14 protein-coding genes are annotated in these 16756 nt (G+C 71.4%); 5 read left to right on the forward strand and 9 right to left on the reverse strand.

The features are described from left to right. Window positions 1-184: 184 nt before the first annotated feature. A complete protein-coding gene (locus ABT057_RS25745) occupies window positions 185-598 on the forward strand; it encodes an SsgA family sporulation/cell division regulator (RefSeq protein WP_352345937.1) in 414 nt (137 codons plus the stop codon). A gap of 22 nt (window positions 599-620) precedes the next feature. Here the strand turns inward: ABT057_RS25745 and ABT057_RS25750 are convergent, their stop codons facing one another. Further along, window positions 621-1646 carry a Gfo/Idh/MocA family protein gene (locus ABT057_RS25750; RefSeq protein WP_352345938.1) on the reverse strand — a complete coding sequence of 342 codons (1026 nt, stop codon included), beginning with the start codon at window positions 1644-1646 and terminating at the stop codon, window positions 621-623. A gap of 176 nt (window positions 1647-1822) precedes the next feature. Continuing rightward, window positions 1823-2917 (reverse strand): baeRF3 domain-containing protein, encoded by a 1095-nt coding sequence (locus tag ABT057_RS25755; protein WP_352345939.1) that lies wholly within the window; start codon window positions 2915-2917, stop codon window positions 1823-1825. A 184-nt stretch (window positions 2918-3101) separates the two neighbouring features. Here ABT057_RS25755 and ABT057_RS25760 point away from each other — a divergent pair, with 184 nt between their 5' ends. Then, complete coding sequence (locus ABT057_RS25760; RefSeq protein WP_352345940.1) at window positions 3102-3890, forward strand: alpha/beta fold hydrolase; 789 nt, start codon at window positions 3102-3104, stop codon at window positions 3888-3890. A gap of 44 nt (window positions 3891-3934) precedes the next feature. Here the strand turns inward: ABT057_RS25760 and ABT057_RS25765 are convergent, their stop codons facing one another. Continuing rightward, window positions 3935-5404, reverse strand: coding sequence for a glutamate synthase-related protein (locus tag ABT057_RS25765; protein WP_352345941.1), 1470 nt, complete (start codon window positions 5402-5404; stop codon window positions 3935-3937). Continuing rightward, complete coding sequence (locus ABT057_RS25770; RefSeq protein WP_352345942.1) at window positions 5405-7012, reverse strand: alpha/beta hydrolase; 1608 nt, start codon at window positions 7010-7012, stop codon at window positions 5405-5407. Between the two features lie 295 nt (window positions 7013-7307). On the opposite strand from ABT057_RS25770, the gene ABT057_RS25775 reads away from it, so the two are divergent. Beyond that, window positions 7308-8237, forward strand: coding sequence for a chaplin (locus ABT057_RS25775; RefSeq protein ID WP_352345943.1), 930 nt, complete (start codon window positions 7308-7310; stop codon window positions 8235-8237). 103 nt (window positions 8238-8340) lie between these two features. After that, entirely contained in the window at window positions 8341-9117 is a 777-nt protein-coding gene (locus ABT057_RS25780) for a GNAT family N-acetyltransferase (protein WP_352345944.1), read from the forward strand. 79 nt (window positions 9118-9196) lie between these two features. On the opposite strand, the gene ABT057_RS25785 is transcribed toward ABT057_RS25780, so the two are convergent. Next, entirely contained in the window at window positions 9197-9460 is a 264-nt protein-coding gene (locus ABT057_RS25785) for a GlsB/YeaQ/YmgE family stress response membrane protein (RefSeq protein ID WP_352345945.1), read from the reverse strand. Between the two features lie 254 nt (window positions 9461-9714). Between ABT057_RS25785 and ABT057_RS25790 the strand changes: the two genes are divergently transcribed. Further along, on the forward strand, window positions 9715-11172 hold the full coding sequence (locus tag ABT057_RS25790; RefSeq protein WP_352345946.1) for a hydrolase: 1458 nt from the start codon (window positions 9715-9717) through the stop codon (window positions 11170-11172). 57 nt (window positions 11173-11229) lie between these two features. Here ABT057_RS25790 and ABT057_RS25795 read toward each other — a convergent pair whose 3' ends face one another. From ABT057_RS25795 to ABT057_RS25810, 4 genes are all read right to left on the reverse strand, one after another. Then, a complete protein-coding gene (locus tag ABT057_RS25795) occupies window positions 11230-11880 on the reverse strand; it encodes a class I SAM-dependent methyltransferase (protein WP_352345947.1) in 651 nt (216 codons plus the stop codon). Between the two features lie 19 nt (window positions 11881-11899). Continuing rightward, a complete protein-coding gene (locus tag ABT057_RS25800; protein ID WP_352345948.1) occupies window positions 11900-14437 on the reverse strand; it encodes a RiPP maturation radical SAM C-methyltransferase in 2538 nt (845 codons plus the stop codon). Window positions 14438-14448: 11 nt separating this feature from the next. Next, on the reverse strand, window positions 14449-16359 hold the full coding sequence (locus ABT057_RS25805; protein ID WP_352345949.1) for a B12-binding domain-containing radical SAM protein: 1911 nt from the start codon (window positions 16357-16359) through the stop codon (window positions 14449-14451). 166 nt (window positions 16360-16525) lie between these two features. Then, window positions 16526-16675 (reverse strand): hypothetical protein, encoded by a 150-nt coding sequence (locus ABT057_RS25810; protein ID WP_352345950.1) that lies wholly within the window; start codon window positions 16673-16675, stop codon window positions 16526-16528. Between the last annotated feature and the right edge of the window lie 81 nt (window positions 16676-16756).

Here is a 16756-nt window from a genome sequence, read left to right on the forward strand (position 1 = left end):
CGCCGGTGAAGGGGTGAAGTCGTAGGTGACGTACGTGACTTGGGGGACTCCTGGGGGGTGAGAGGTGACCGTCAGTCGGGTGTTCGACGGGCATATGTTCCCCTGGTTCGGCTTGGTGACGCAGATCACATAACTCGCAGGCGATTTCCCGTAATGCGAGGGGCCCCTGCGAGGTCCTAAATGCATGGACATCACCCTCGAACAGTCCGTCCTCGCCCGGCTGATCACCGCGGAGGACCAGGAACTGCCCGTCTCCGCGACGCTCCGCTACGCCTCGGACGACCCGTTCGCCGTGCACGTGGACTTCCCGCCGGAGGTCTCCCTCGCGGGCGACGGGGCCACCTGGACGTTCGCCCGTGCCCTGCTGGAGGAGGGACTCGACGGCCCTGCGGGCACCGGCGACGTGCACATCTGGCCCTGCGGCCCGGAGCGTACGGTGGTGGAGCTGCACTCGCCGTTCGGCATGGCCCTGCTCCAGTTCGACACCCCGCCGCTGCACCGCTTCCTGCTGCGCAGCTACGCCGTGGTCGCCGCCGGACGCGAGGACGTGGGCGCCGCGGTCGACGAGGGGCTGCAGGCCCTGCTCGGCAATGTGTGAGGCGCCCCGGGGCCGGCGGTGGTCAGCGCAGGCGCGCGCCGTACAGGCCGGGGCGCGGGGCCAGGTCGACGGCGACGCGTGAGCCGCTCTCCAGCGCCCGGACCCCGGCCTCGGCGACGGCGGACGCCGCATAGCCGTCCCAGGCGGTCGGACCGGTGACCCGCCCTCGCCGGGTCGCGTCGACCCAGCTCTGCACCTCACGGTCGTAGGCGTCCGCGAAACGGACCAGATAGTCCTGCGGCACCTCCGCCGCGGCGGAGCCCCGCGCCGTCACGAGCATTCCGTGGTCGTCGCCGACGCGCGCGCTGCCCGCCTCGCACACGGCCTCGCAGCGCACCTGGTAGCCGAAGCCGCAGTTGACGAAGACCTCCACGTCGACCAGGGCGCCGCCCTCCGTCTCGAACACCACGAACTGCGGGTCGAGCAGCCCCTCAGGGGCGCCGGACGAGGGGCGCGGACGCAGCACGGTGACCGCGGTCAGCTCCTGGCCGAGCAGCCAGCGGGCCGCGTCGATCTCGTGCGACACCGAACTGTCGATCAGCATCGCGCTGGTGAAGTCCGGCGGCGAGGAGACGTTGCGGTGCACGCAGTGCAGCATCAGCGGCCGCCCCAGCCGCCCTTCGTCCAGCAGCTCCTTGAGCCGGCGGTACTCGGCGTCGTAGCGGCGCATGAACCCGACCTGCGCGAGCCGCCGCCCGAGGCGCGCCTCCGCCTCCACCACCCGCAGGGCGCCGGCGGAGTCCGGCACCATCGGCTTCTCGCAGAGCACCGGCAGCCCCCGGGCCAGGGCGGCGAGCAGGGCCTCCTCGTGCGCGGGGCCGGGTGAGGCGATCAGTACCGCCTCCACGCCAGGGGCGTCCAGCGCGGCCTTCGTCTCCGCGTGGACCGAGACGCCCTCGATCCCGGCGACGGCGTCCTTCGCGCGGGCCGTGTCCGGGTCGGCCACGGCGGCGACCCGGGCCCCGCTCACCACCCGGTCGAGGCGCCGGACGTGGTCGGCCCCCATGTGTCCGGCCCCCAGCACCGCCACTCCCAGCAGGTCACCCACGTGCGCTCTCCCTCGCAGCCGACGATCACGCCGTAGCGTACGTGGGGCCCGTGGACGCCTCGATCGAGGCCCCGGCCGCCCGGGATTTCATGGCGGAAGGTGTGCCATGACGCTCGGGGAGCCGGTCGGTAAGGCGCCACGGACGTGGTTCTCGTGTGTGATCTGCAGAGGGGGCCTCAGTAGCGCAGTACGCCCGCGATGCCGTCCGCGTCGCCGAGGGTGCCGTCCGGGACGAAGCGCACCTCGGCGCCCGTCTCCAGGCATTGTTCGACGATCTCGTCCACGATGTCCTCACGGGCGTCGAGGTCGCCGCTCGCGGCCGGGACGAGGTGGTCGCCGTCGTCCCGCACCGTCACCCGGTAGTTCTCCTCCACGGCCAGCAGCCGGACGCGGCCCTCCCGGGCGCTCAGCCACACCTCGTCGACCCCGGCCGCGAACGCCTTGCGCCCGAGGGCCGATTCGAGCTCCCGGCCGACCGTGTCCACCCTGCTGCGCGCCTCGGCGGCGACCGTCGGCCGCACAGCCTGCCACACCGCGTCCGGGGTGCCGTGCGACAGCCCGCCGTGCGGGATGCGCACCGCCTCCCGGGAAACCCCGCCGAGCTCGTCGAGCGCCGAGAGCGCCGCCTGCTCGCCGGTGACGTACAGCGGCCGCGGATCCGTGCGCAGCAGCCGGCCGAGCGCGTTGACCGCCTCGCGCAGGAAGTGGCGGGTGTCCTCGTCAAGGAAGGTGCTCGGGAGGTCGCCGATCTGCTCCTGGCGCTCGGCGTCGAAGTTCTCCTGCCGCCTGGTCAGCGGGAAACCGGCGGTGCGCGCCTCGGTGACCCGGTCCGCCCCGCCGCTCCACAGCGCGACCTGGTCCGCGGAGAGGGACAGGACCCAGAACGGCCGTTCGGCGGCCTGCGCGGAGACCAGGTTGCGGGTGAGGAAGGTGTCCGAGAGCACCACCCGCTCCGGCACCGGGCGGGCCAGCGACCACACCTGGTGCTCGCCCGGCGCGGCGAAGATCACCAGCCCGTCCTCGGTGTGCGCCAGATCGATCTCGGCCAGGGCCCGGTCGAGCTGCCCGGCGACATCGGCGCGGCGCTCGCGGGTGACCGCCGGATCGGACTCCAGCTGCCTCTTCGCCTCGGCCACGACATTGCGCAGCCGGACCCGGTCCTGGGCGTTCTCCGGTTCCCGGCGATGCGTCGGGGTCAGTACGGACACCGCGGGATAGGGGCGCGTGCGGCGCAGTTCGGAGAGGGTCGCGGGGCTGAGTGCGTGCTCCATACGAGCACCATAGGACCGATTCGCGTATGGGGCATTCGGGGTAATGCGCGCAAACGGCTCCGGGTGTGCCGCCGGTCCCCCTGCCGGTCCCGCTGGTGGCCGTCTCGGCGTGAGACGGTGACGGCGGCCCCGGTCGCCGGTTACCGTACGCGTCAGTAACCGGGACCGCACCGCAGGAGGCACCATGCCGCAGCTCGAAGTCGACGGCGCGAGACTGACGTACGACGACGAGGGCCCGCGCGGCGGCGGCGGGGTGCCCCTGGTGTTCGTGCACGGCTGGACCGCGAACCGGCGCCGCTGGGACCACCAGCTCGCCCACTTCGCCGCGGAGCGCCGGGTGGTCCGGTTCGACCTGCGGGGGCACGGCGAGAGCGACGGGGCGGGCGTGAAGACCGTCGAAGAACTCGCGAAGGACCTCCTCGCCCTGCTGGACCACCTGAAGATCGAGCGGTGCGTGCTGGTCGGCCACTCGATGGGCGGGATGATCGCGCAGACCGTCGCCCTGTCCCACCCCGAGCGGGTCGAACGCCTGGTCCTGGTGAACTCCATCGCGCGGATGGCCTTCAGCCGGGGCCGCGGCCTGCTGATGGCCGTCTCCACCCTCGTCCCCTTCAAGCTGTTCGTCGCCGCCAACATCCAGCGCGCCTTCGCCCCCGGATACCCGAAGGACGAGATCCGCGCGTACGTCAGGTCCTCCGCCGACACCCCGCGCGAGGTCGTCATGACGCTGTACGGCGCCATGCGGGCCTTCGACGTCCTGGACCGGGTCGGCGAGATCCAGACCCCCACCCTGATGATCCACGGCTACCACGACATCCAGCTGCCGGTGCGGCAGATGCTGCGGATGGCGAAGGCGTACCCGGACGCCGTCGTCCGCATCCTGGACGCCGGCCACGAGCTGCCCGTGGAGAAGCCGGCCGAACTGACCGCCGCCATCGCCGCCTTCGTGAGCCCGACCGCGGACCGGCCTTAGGGCCCTAAGCGCTGTCCCGTGATCCCCGGCGGGCGCGACAGCCCTCAGCCGAAGGTGTCCGGGTCCGCCGTCGCCCAGTCCGTGGTCCAGGAGGCCGGGGGGCCGTTCAGCAGGGCCGCCGGCTCGAGCCACTCGTAGAGCTCGGCGTAGGAGCGGACCGTCGTGGGGTCCGTGCGGCGCAGCAGGTGGGCCGGGGTCAGCCCGGCCGGCTCCGGTACGCCCATCGCCGCCATGATCCGGACGGCGGCCAGGACCGTCGCCCGCTGGTAGTGGTGGACGCGCCGTGACGTGTCGCCGACGTCCACCCCCCGCGTCCGCCACGGGTCGTGGGTGGCGATGCCGGCCGGGCAGCTGCCGGTGTGGCAGCGGCGGGTCCGGACGCAGCCGGCCACGGACATCATCGCGCGGGCCGCGTTGGTGTAGTCGGCGCCCTGGACGAGCCGCCTGACGACGTCGGGTCCGGTCGCCACCCCGCCGCTCGCCCCGATCCGGATCCGGTCCCTGAGGCCGGTGCCGACGAGCGCGTTGTGCACGGTGATCAGCCCTTCGGTGAGCGGCAGCCCGAGGCGGTCCGCCGCCCCGGACGGCCCCGCCCCGGTCCCGCCCTCCGAACCGTCCACCACGATGAAGTCGGGCGTCACGCCTTCCGCGAGCATCGCCCGGCACACCGCGAGGAACTGCCGCCGCGACCCCACGCACAGCTTGAGGCCGGTCGGCTTGCCGCCCGCCAGCTCCCGGATCCGGGCGAGGAACAGCACCAGCTCACGCGGGGTCGAGAACACCCGGTGGGACGGCGGCGAGACCACCGTCCCACCCACCGGGACGCCCCGCTCCCGGGCGACCTCGGCGCTCACCTTCGCCCCCGGCAGCACCGAGGCGCGCGCACCGGCACCCTGCGAGAGCTTCAGCGACACGCACTTCACCTCGGGCAGCGCCGCCTTGTCGGCGAACTGCCGCGCGTCGAAGTCCCCGTCGCAGGTGCGGCAGCCGAAGTAGCCCGTGCCGATCTCCCAGACGAGATCCCCGCCGCCGCGCAGATGGTGGTCCGACAGGCCGCCCTCCCCGGTGTCCTGCGCGAAACGCCCCAGCGCAGCGCCCCGGCCGAGCGCGAGCACCGCCCGCGCGGACAGCGCCCCGAAACTCATCGCGGACACGTTCAGCAGGGCCATGTCGTACGGCAGCCTGCAGTCGGGCCCGCCCACCCGCACCGTCGGCGGCTCCGCGGGCGGCCGGAGGGGGTTCATCGACGGCACGAAGAACTCGTCCCCGTGCCCGTCCTCCTCCGCCGCGCGCCGGGTGCCGCGCGGGACGGCCGCCGGGTACCGCAGCCGTCCGACCAGGGGATGGGTGCGCACCACCGGGCGCCGGCGCTGCAGCAGGTCCCGTCCGCCCAGGACGGTGAGGACCAGCAGCGGACCGGCCGCACACCACCACAGGGCGGATCCCGCCGACGCCGTGGCCGACGCCACGCCCGCGCACAGGACGACGAGCGCCCAGGGCAGGTACCCGCGCACTCAGTGGCCGTCCTCGTCCGGTCCGCAGGAACTGCCGTCCGGCGGCAGCGAGCCGTAGAGCAGGAAGTCGTCGATCTTGCGGTGTACGCAGGTGGAGGTCCCGTAGCCGGTGTGGCCCTCGCTCCTGTTGTCCAGCACCACGGCGGAGTCGCCCAGCCGCTCGGCCGTCTCCTCGGTCCAGCGGTACGGCGTCGCCGGGTCGCCGCGGGTGCCGACCAGGAGCATGTCCGGCGTGTCCAGGTCCTTCACCTCGTCCCGGATGTAGTCCGTGCCGCGGGGGCGGCCGTAGCACAGCAGCACCTCGGTCAGCCGGTACTGCCCGAAGACCGGTGACGCCGCGTCGTAGGCGGCCCGCAGGTTCTCGAGGTTCGCGGTGATCCGCTCGGCGCTGGGGCGGTCGGGGTCGTCGGCGCAGTTGACCGCCATCAGCGCCGCCGGCAGGTTGTCCAGCGGGACGTCCTCCGCGTCGGTCAACGGACTGGGGGAGGGCTCGGCGGAGCCGCGGGCGCGTGTCGGGAAGACCATGCCGCCGGTCGCGAGGTCCGAGACCCCGCCGACGTCGCCGTCCTCGACGAGCCGGGCGATGGCCCGCTCCAGCGACGGCCACAGCTCCTTGCTGTAGAGCCCCTGCGCGAGGGCGCTCACCAGGTCCTGGCCGGTGAAGTCGGGGCCGAGATCGGACGGCACCGGATCCTCGTCGAGCGAGCGGACCAGCCGGACCACCTCCTCCCGGGCCGTGCGCGGATCCTGGCCGAGGGGGCAGGCGATGTCCTCCACGCACCAGCCGACGAAGTCGTCCAGCGCCACCTGCTGCCCCCGCGCGCCCGCCAGCCCCTGTTCCGTGAGCGGCTCGGTGAGGGTGTCGACCCCGTCCAGGGCCATCCGGCCCACCTTGTGCGGGAACTGCGCCGCGTAGACCGCGCCGAGCCGGGTGCCGTAGGAGAAGCCCAGGAAGTTGAGTTTCTTGTCGCCCAGTGCCCGGCGTATCACGTCCATGTCGCGGGCCGCGTTCACCGTGCCGATGTACGGCAGGACGGGCCCGGAGTGCCTGGCGCAGGCGGCGGCCGTCTTCTTCAGCTTCGCCAGGAGGGCCCGCGGATCGCCGGACGCCGAGCCGCCCTCCAGGGCGCCCAGGCCTTCTTCGTCCGCCCCGTCCCCGCAGCTGACGGGCGAGGAGCGGCCGATGCCCCGGGGGTCGAAGGAGACCACGTCGTAGCCGTCGGTCAGCTCCATGAAGTCCTTGCCGCCGTAGGCGAGTTGGGGAACCCCCGCACCGCCGGGACCGCCGAAGTTCAGCAGCACCGAGCCCCGTTTGTCGCCGGTGGCCCGATAGCGCGCGAGAGCCAGGTCGAGGGTGCCGGCCCCGGGGCGCGCGTAGTCGAGGGGCACGGTCACCTTGCCGCACTGGAGGTCCTTGGGGACGTCGTCGAACTCGCAGGTGGACCAGACGACCTTCTGTTCGTAGAACCGGGACAGGGCGGAGAGGGGTTCCCCGTCCGCGGCGGCCGCCGTGGCGGTCGGCAGTCCCGCGCCCAGCACGGTCAGGGCGGCGCCCGTGGCGAACGCGCGGCGGCGCCGCCCGGGCCGCGTCGACAGCATGGCCAGCATCAGTGCCTCCAGGGACGCCCCCGCAGCGGACCGGAAAACGGGCCTCGGATCACGATAAGCGGCGGTCGGACGGCTCGCCTCCGGACGGGCGCGTGCCCGTGGAGGGCGGCCCGGGGAGCCCGGTCCGGGCGGCCGGTCCGGGCGGCAGGGACGGTTCGACGCGGGGCACCCGATGGGGTGAATGACGGATTGGGCATAACTCGGCCGGTTCGCCCGCGTTTTATCCGGTGCGGGTGAGTGCCCGCGACCATGTCTGGAAGGCAGGGAACCCATGAGACGGGCTACCCGAAACGGTGTGATCGCTGTAGCGGCCGCCTCCGGCGCGATGGCCGCCGTGACGCTGCCGGCGTTCGCCGACTCCTCCGCGGCCGGCATCGAGGCCGGCTCGCCCGGTGTCGTCTCCGGCAACGGCGTCCAGTTGCCGGTGCACCTGCCGGTCAACCTGTGCGGCAACACCGTCAACGTGGCGGGCGCGCTGAACCCGGCCGCGGGCAACGCCTGCGCGAACCGGGGCACAGGCGCGAGGACCGCACCGGCCGCCGGGTCGACCGCGAAGGGCGGGTCGAGCACGCGGGGTGGTTCGTCCACGCGGGGCGGACCGGCGGCGACGAACGCCGGCTCGACGACTCGTGCCGGGTCGAGCACGCAGGCCGGATCGGCCTCGCGGGGTGGGTCGAGCACGCACGCCGGGTCGAGCACCCACGGCGGGTCGGGCACCCACGGCGGGTCGGGCACCCACAGCGAGGACGGTGCGTACGGCGGGGGCAGTGCGTACGGCGGGTCCGATGCGTACGGCGAGACGGCCGGCTCGCCCGGTGTCGTCTCCGGCGACGGCCTCCAGCTGCCGGTCCAGCTCCCGGTGAACCTCAGCGGCAACAGCGTGAACGTCGTCGGGATCGCGAACCCGGCCATCGGCAACGAGTCCGTGAACGCGCCGGGCGGAAAGCCCTCCGGTCCCGCCGAGCCCGCACCCGAGCCGCCGAGGAACCATCCGTCGGCCCCCGAGCCCGAGCCCCAGCACCCCGGCCCGCGGACCGTCCCGCAGACCACCCCGCCCGCCACGACGCTCCGGACCCCGGTCGCGTCCCGGCCCATGGCCCACCCCATGTCGTCGCTGGCCCACACAGGCGCGGGCACGACCCTGTCGGCCTTCGCCGGCAGCACGGCCATGGTGCTGGGCGGAGTGGTGCTCTACCGCAGGTTCCGCCCGCGCGCGGAGCGCTGAACCGGCGGCCGCGAGGATCCGCAGGCCCCCGCCGGACGGGGGACCTGCGGTCGCGCGCGGTAATTCCGTTGTGGGGGCGGCGGCGCGGTGGTGGAGTGGACGCATGGATCATGCCGCGGTACTCGCCCTGTACGACCGGGACATGCGCGAAGGCGCCCGCCCCGAGAGCTCCGACTCCCGTGTCGAGCGGACCGGTGGCGTGGTGCGCCATGTCGGCGGTGAGGGCGGGTGGAACGGCGTGCTGTGGTCGGACCTCGACGCCGGCAGCGCCGACGCGGCGATAGCCGAGCAGGTCGCCTTCTTCGGCGGGCTCGGCCGGGAGTTCGAGTGGAAGAAGTACAGCCACGACCGGCCCGGCGACCTCGGACAACGGCTGACGGACGCCGGGTTCGAGGCCGAGCCGGAGGAGACCCTGATGATCGGCGAGACGAGCGACCAGTTGGTCGACGCCGCGCCGCCGGAGGGGCTGCGCATCGTGCCGGTGACCGACCGGGCGGGGGTCGAGCTGATGGTCGAGGCCAACGCGAAGGCGTTCGGCCGCGACGGATCGTGGCTGCGGGATCTCGTGCTCGCCCGGCTCGCGGCCGCCCCGGAGACGATCGTGGCCGTGGTCGTTCTCGCCGGGGACGAGCCGGTGAGTTCGGCCCGCATGGAGCTGATTCCGGGCACGAGCTTCGCCGGACTCTGGGGCGGCGGCACCGCCCCGGCCTGGCGCGGCCGCGGAATCTACCGCGCCCTGGTCGCCCACCGGGCCCGTATCGCCGCCGAGCGCGGCTACCGCTACCTTCAGGTCGACGCCTCCGACCAGAGCCGCCCCATCCTGGAGCGGCTCGGTTTCGCGCCACTGGGCACGACCACGCCTTACGTTTACAGGCCGTGACCACCCTCGTCGCACCCCGCCCCGCACCACGCCTCGGACCGGGCCGGACACGTCGCAGGACGTGCCGGCCCGGAAACGCTCAGCGCCGGGCCTTGGCCCGGTCCAGAGCCGTCACACCGACCGCGGCCAGCGCGATCTGGATGAGCCACTCGACCCAGTCGACGCCCTTGGTGTCGGCCACGCCCAGGCCGGCGGCGATCGCCGAGCCGATCAGCGCGGCCACGATGCCGACCAGGATCGTCCACAGCACGCCGATGCGCTGACGGCCCGGGACCACGAGCCGGCCCAGGACGCCGATGACGATGCCGATGAATATGGCACTGATGATGCCGCCGATCTCCATCTCCGCCCCTCCTCTAGCGAGACCTCGTTGCTCTGCTTGTGCCCGCTGCGGGGTGGCGCACTCCGTTCCGCTTCCCGGGCGGGAGATTGCCGACGGAATCGTTCGCGTTATTGCCCGTGCTTGATGTTCATTGCACCGCCATGCCATGTACCTTTCAATCGTTCCACGCGTGTAGAACCCTTCAATTCCGGGTCTACGCGCGCAGATTGGCGCCCGCACCCTCGTTTCCCCACCCCCTCACGGAGGTACGCCGGATGCCCGGATCACAGAGATCCCGCCGTAAGGTCACCACCGTCCTGGCCGGCTTCGGACTGCTCGTCACCGCTGCCGCGCTCCAGGTCAGTGCCACCGCCACGCCCGCCGCGGCGGCCACCCCCCACCGCATCCTGTTCGACGACGGCCACGCCGAGGAGGCCGGCAACGCCGACTGGATCGTCTCTACCAGCAAGCCCGACCCGCTGTCCGAGGACTCCTCCCCGTCCTCGGAGACGGACTGGACCGGCGCGCTGTCGTCCTGGGGCGTCGCCCTGCAGAAGACGGGCGACTACAGCATCAAGACCGCGACGAGCGCCCTCACCTACGGCGGCTCGTCGACGACCGACCTGTCGAACTTCGACACGCTGGTCCTGCCGGAGCCCAACACGCTGTTCACCACCGCCGAGAAGACGGCGATCATGAACTTCGTGAAGAACGGCGGCGGTCTGTTCATGATCTCCGACCACACCGGCGCCGACCGCAACAACGACGGCTATGACGCCGTCGAGATCTTCAACGACCTGATGACGAACAACAGCGTCGACTCCACCGACCCGTTCGGCTTCTCGGTCGACACCCTCAGCATCAGCTCCGGCTACCCGGCCGCCATCAGCGACAGCACCGACCCCGTGCTGCACGGCTCCTTCGGCACCGTCACCAAGAGCCTCATCGCCAGCGGCACCACCGCCACCCTCAAGCCCGCCGACAACTCCAGCGTCAAGGGCCTGCTCTACCGCAGCGGTTACTCCGGCAACACCGGCGCCTTCTTCGCCACCAGCACCTTCGGCAGCGGCCGGGTCGCCTTCTGGGGTGACAGTTCGCCCATCGACGACGGCACCGGCCAGTCCGGCAACACGCTCTACGACGGCTGGAACGACACCGGGGCCACCAACGCCGCCCTCGCCCTGAACGGCACCGAGTGGCTCGCCGGCGCGAGCGGCAGCGGCGGCGGTGACGACGGGGGCGGTGACGACGGCGGCACCTGCACCGCCACCCAGCTCCTCGGCAACAACGGCTTCGAGTCCGGCGCCACCACCTGGAGCGCCACCAGCGGCGTCATCACCAACTCCAGCAGCCAGTCGGCCCGTTCGGGCTCCTACTACGCCTGGCTGGACGGCTACGGCACCGCGACCACCGACACGCTCTCGCAGTCGGTGACCATCCCGTCCGGCTGCACCACCGCCGCCCTCAGCTTCTATCTGCACATCGACACGGCGGAGACGACCACCAGCACGGCCTACGACACCCTCAAGGTTCAGGTCCTCAACAGCTCCGGCACCGTCCTGAGCACGCTGGCGACCTACTCCAACCTCAACGCCGCCAGCGGCTACACCCAGCGCAGCTTCAGCCTGGCGAGCTACGCGGGGCAGACGGTGACCCTCAAGTTCACCGGCACGGAGGGGTCCACCCTCCAGACGTCGTTCGTGATCGACGACACCGCGCTCAACGTCAGCTGACGAACAGGAACGCCGACGGCCGGGGCTGCCCGCTCAGCCCCGGCCGTCGGCCTTCCCTCAGGGATGGGAGTGGTCGACGCGGCGCAGTACGGCATACCGGGCCGGCCAGTCCGTGATGCCCGCCCGGCGGCCGAAGTCGGCCATCGTCAGACGGACGACGGTGAACCAGGGGGACACCGCCTTCAGGAACGTCTCCTCGGTCGTCCAGGAGGGACCGTACGTCTGGTCGAGAGCCGTCTCCGGATCCGGGGCCGCGGCCCCGACGTGCAGCCACAGACCGCCGGGACCGCAGGCGCGGGCCATCCCCGCCGCGAACGCGCGGCGCTCGCGATCGGTCGGGCAGGTGTGCAGAACGCCGCGGTCCAGGACCACCGGGAAGACGTCCACAGTCCCAGGCCGGGTGATGTCCGCGACCTCGTACCGGACACCTGCCTCCGGGGCGGTGCGGCGGTCCGCCTCGGCGACCGCGTGTGCGGAGAAGTCGCAGGCCGTCACTGTGTAGCCCCGTTCGGCGAGCCACCGTGCGGTGGCACCCAGGCCGCAGCCGACATCCAGTACCCTCCGCGGCGCAGGGGCGTGCTCCGCCAGGAGTCCGCCCAGCACGGGATGGGGTTCCTCGTCCCAGTGGGCTGGTGACGAGGCGTAGGTGTGGTCCCACTCGTGCGAGGTGAGGGACCGCAGCGGTGGTGTGGCTTCCCTGTCGTCCATGAGCAGTCGCCTTCCGATGTCAGACCACTCCTGGCCAGCGACGGATGCGCGAGGGCAGCCACCACAGCAGGGAACCCGCGCGGTGTACGAGGCCCGCCCTCAGGAACCCCGCGATCTCCTCCGGCCGGAAGTCGGCGACCGGCGCGCCGGCCAGGAGTGCGGAGAGTTTCCCCTCGTTCGGATTGCCCATGACGATCCGCCGTTGCGCTCCGTGCCGGTGGTCATTGATCTCGATGAAGCCCTTGCCCCTGCGGTAGCCGCACTTGTTCGTGTGGAACGCGGCCCGCCACTGCTCCGCGATGGCGTCTCCACCGGGACCGGCCACGGTGCGCGGAGGATGGAGGTGACTGAACAGGCGCCACCGCTCGGTGTCCGGGCCGAGGTCGACGTCCCAGTCGACCGATATGCCGTGTCCCGTCATCTCCCGGACGTGGGCGAGAGCCCTGACCGCGTTCTCCGCGTCGTCGTCAGGGCCGTGCGGGAGAAGCACGGGTCCGGGGAGGGCGACATGCTGGACGTCCAGCTCGGCCAGCCGTGACAGGGTGCGTGCGGGCACCGGGTCGTAGGGCACGTCGGCGAGCCGCATACGGCTCGTCCCGCAGACCTCCGAGTCCCGTTCGCGCCAGCACCGCAAGCCGGACGTGTCCCCGGACGTGCCCCGGGGCACGTCGTCGGCCAACAACGCGGGCACGAGGGCCGGAGCGTTCTCGGCGGTGACCCAGCGCAGCAGATCCTGGTTCGCGGCCACGGGAACCACATGGACGATCTGGCCTCCGTCCTCGAACAGCACCCCGTGTGCCCGCCAGCGGTCGATGAGCCGGCAGACGTCCTCGTCGGTGACGGCGTGGCCCTCCGCGTGCAGCTTCCGGGTGAGCACCTGCGGTGTGTGCGGGTTCTCCAGCAGACGGAACGCGGAGAGCTCCCAGCCCTCGATACACATGCTCCGCCAGTCGAATCCCGGCCGGGTGTTGGCGAGTACGACGCTGTCGCCCAGGTCGCACTGGGTCAGCCGCCCGTGGGCGTACGAGCCGCGCCAGGTGTCGACCGCCTTCTGAAGGCGTTCCGCGAAGACCGCCGAGATCCCTTGGTGCGCGGCGTCGAAGACGTACGCCATGTCATGGAGGTCCCGTTCCGGAAGGTCGTAGATCACCGCATAGTGGGCCGCCGGCCGGAGGTCGCCGAAACCGAGTTCCGGCCGGTTGAAGTAGGGGCTGAAGCGTTCGATGGCGATGCGTGTGGCACCGTCCGGCGGCGTGAGGTGCTGGAGGGCGGGGAGTTGGCGGATCACGGAGTCGTAGTCCTCCTCCGTCTCCCCGGGGAATCCGAACAGGTAGTTCCACACGACTCCCAGGCCGACCGACTGGGCGTCGCGCAGCATGCGGACGTTCTGGCACCCGGTCACCCCCTTGTCCATCAGCCCCAGCACCCGGCCGCTGAGGCTTTCGATGCCGGGCTGCACATAGTGGATGCCTGCCTCGATCAGCGACGCGAGCTGTTCACGGCGCATGTTGGACTTGATCTCGTAGCTGATCCGCAGGTCGTACCCCGCCTCGACGAGCCTGGGGACGGCCGATCTCAGGTACGCCATGTCGAGGATGTTGTCCGCCACGGCCACATTCAGTACGCGATGGCGTTCGGACATCTCGAGGAGTTCGTCCACGAACCGGTCGGGGCTCTTGCTGCGGAACTCCATGAAGGAGCCGTTGAGACCGCAGAACGTGCAGTGGTGCTTCTGGCCCCACCAGCAGCCGCGCGAACTCTCCACCACCAGGTGGGGTTCGGCCAGGGATCCGGCCCGTGACGCCGCGTGCTGCTCGAAGTAGTCCGTGTAGTCCGGCGTGACCAACGCCGACGGTGGCAGCGGGGCCGCACTCATCGGGTTGGCGTGCGACGTCCCCTGCGCGTCCCGCCAGCACAGGCCGGGGATGCCGGAGGGATCGGCCCCGTCCCGGACACAGGCCAGGAGCCGGGTGAAGGCGACCTCGCCCTCACCGCGGCAGACGAAGTCGACGAAGGGGAATCCCCTGTGCAGCGCGGCGCCCTGGGGACCGTCGCAGTTCCCTCCGCCGAGCACCACCGTGATGTGCGGCGCGAGTCTCTTCACCAGCCGGGCCGCGGCCAGCACCGCGCTGTTCTGGGCGAAGGTCGTCGAGAAGGCGACGACGTCCGGACCGTCGGCGATGATCCTTCCGACGAGGTAGGCCACGTACTCGGGTGCCAGGGCGTGCAGCACCCTGCCCTTGGCGAGCATCGGCTCGGGAACGGTCCCGAGGACCAGATCGGCGAACTCGGAGTTGCGCCAGTAAGGGTCGTCGTAGAGAGCGGAGGAGAAGATCCACTCGCTGTACCCCGTGAAGTACGAACTCCAGCAGAACTCGTACTCCGCCCGCGTCAGTCCCGCGCGCTCGGTGATCCAGTCCAGAAAGTCGAGGTTGGCGTGGACGACGTCGACCCGGCTGTCCTCGAACTCGTCCGCGACACGGCGCTTGAGTATGCCGAGGGCGAGTGAGGGGAAGTCGATCGACGCCCAGGGCATGTTGACGAGCGTGATGTGCACTCGGGGCTCCTTCAGATCCGGCCGGCTTCTGCGATGCGGAGTTTGTCGAGCAGACGCCGGCCGTGCGGGCTCAGGGCGATCAGCGGACCCCCCGGTTCGGGGTCGCACACCACGTGTTCGTCCGGCAGGGAGTAGACCTGCTCCCGGACGAGGTCGGCCAGGAGCAGCGAACCGGTGTCCGGGCTGAGACGCTTGGGAACGACACGCACCCAGGACTGTGGGAACAGGACGGCCGGCTCGGTCGGCGCGCTTCGTTCCGCGGGGAGCCGTGGCGCTGCCGGGGGCTGCGGCGCGGATCCCATGTGCCTTACTTTTCTCAGTCGTTGCAGCGCCTCCGGCCGCCCGGCCCCGCCGGGGACCGCGTGCGGCCGGCCGACTCTGCCGCCGAGGTAGTTGAGTTCCCGGTTGTCCGCCAGTGACCCGGATGCCCCGAGGACCAGTCCGTGGAGGCCGGGGTCGGCGGCGAGGCGGGTACCGGGTTCGACGACCATGAGCTCCAGGACGTCGATGGCGAACCTGCCCCGGTTGCGTTCGAGGAAGCCCAGGGACTCGGCGGCCTCCTCGGCCGTCTCGTCCAGCAGGCCCCCCATCACCGAGAAGTTGACCTGTATGTCGACCGCCGCGAGGTTGTCGAGGATGCGCTGGAAGTCGAGCGCACGCACGCCCTTGTCCAGCTTGTCCAGGATGCGTTGCGAGGTTCCCTCGTAACCGACGGCCATGCCCTCGCAGCCCAGATCCGCCAACTCCCGGCAGAAGCCGGGGTCCAGGAGGACCGGTTCGAGCCGGTTGCGCGTGTTGAAGCGGACCCGCAGGCCGCTGTCCCGCACCAGGCGCATGGCTTGGACGAGCAGCCGCAGGTTCGTGTTCTCGTCCACGACGGTGACGAAATCGATGCCCGTGGTCTGCACGATGCTCTGGATCGTGCTCGCCAACTGCTCGGGCGAGGCCTGCTGGTACGAGCCCCGTTCGAGGGAACGGTTGCCGTAGGAACAGAACACGCAGCGGCCCCAGTAGCAACCCACACAGGACACCACCGACACAACAACGATGTCATTGAGGTAGGAGCGCACTTTCAAGCCGTCGTAGTCCGGAGCGCCGAGGTCCCTGAAGTGCAGGGCGGGCGGCCGGGCGGGCATCGTGGCGCCCGACGGCGTGAGCCAGCGCATGCCCGGTACGTCGGAGCGTGGCGCGGCACCCGCGAGGTGAGCCAGCCACCGTTCCAGGGGTTCTTCCCCCGCGGTGGTGCACAGCGCGTCCACGCTCGAGCGGACCGATTCCATGGCGGCCAGTTCGTCGTGACGCAGCATGACCTGCTGGCCGCCCAGGCATATGGGGGTACCCGGCCGAAGACGTCGTATCCACTGGGCGATGAGCAGCGCCGGCGGCAACTGGCTGAAGAAGGCCAAGGACAGGCCGACCGCTTGCGGCGCACCGCGGTCGAGTGTTTCCTCCAGGAGGTCGTACAGAGCCCGGGTCGCGAAGTCGAGGGACTCCTTCGGCAGACCGGCCAGATGGAGCATGGCGCGGTCCAGGGACCGCAGGTCGTCCCAGACGCGCGACAGGGCGGACTTCTCGAGGGGAAGCCGCGCGGCCTGCCTGGCCAGCCGCACCGCGCGCACTCCTCCGAGCACGGGGGAGGGTGCCTTCTCTCGTACGAAGCCCTTGATCTCGTCCAGGTGCCGTGCGCAGACGTCGGCCGCGGCCGCCCGGTACCAGGAGGGCAGATCGGATGCCGTGTGCAGCGCGCGGGCCTGGTCCTCCAGCGTCGGGCGGTCGAGCAGACGATGGACGAGTTCAAGATTCAGATCGGCCTGGCCGGCGCTGTAGCCGGCCCGCCGGACGTGCCCGGCGAGATAGGGCAGACTCAGGTAGGGGAACAGTGTCGCTTCCGAGAGCGGCGGAAAGACCAGCAGCAGATCCATACGTTCCGTCCCTGCTCCGGATGGGTGAGGTGACCGTTCGAGCGTGACCTGCTGCGGCAGGGGAGCGATCTGCGATGACGGGGAGAGCGCAGGGGCTCACGTGGTAGGGATCCGATTCCCGATCCGCACTCGGTGAGCCCCTTCCCGATCGGGCAGTTCGAGAGCGTCAGCTCGCCGGCGTCCCGGACGAGCGGTCGACGTTCTTCGCGTGGTAGCTGTAGGCGGTCGGGGATCCACCGACCTGCAGTTCATCCATCTCGATCATGGTCAGCTCGCCCAGATCGCTGTTGGACTCGGTGGTGTGCTGTATTTCCATCGAACCTCCCGACAGGAGTGGAATCCGGAATGCGGAACGCAGGTCCGGATGTGGCACATCCAGAACGGTCACAGCTGGTGC

The sequence above is a fragment of the Streptomyces sp. NPDC002588 genome, from assembly GCF_040295925.1.
Taxonomy (GTDB): domain Bacteria; phylum Actinomycetota; class Actinomycetes; order Streptomycetales; family Streptomycetaceae; genus Streptomyces.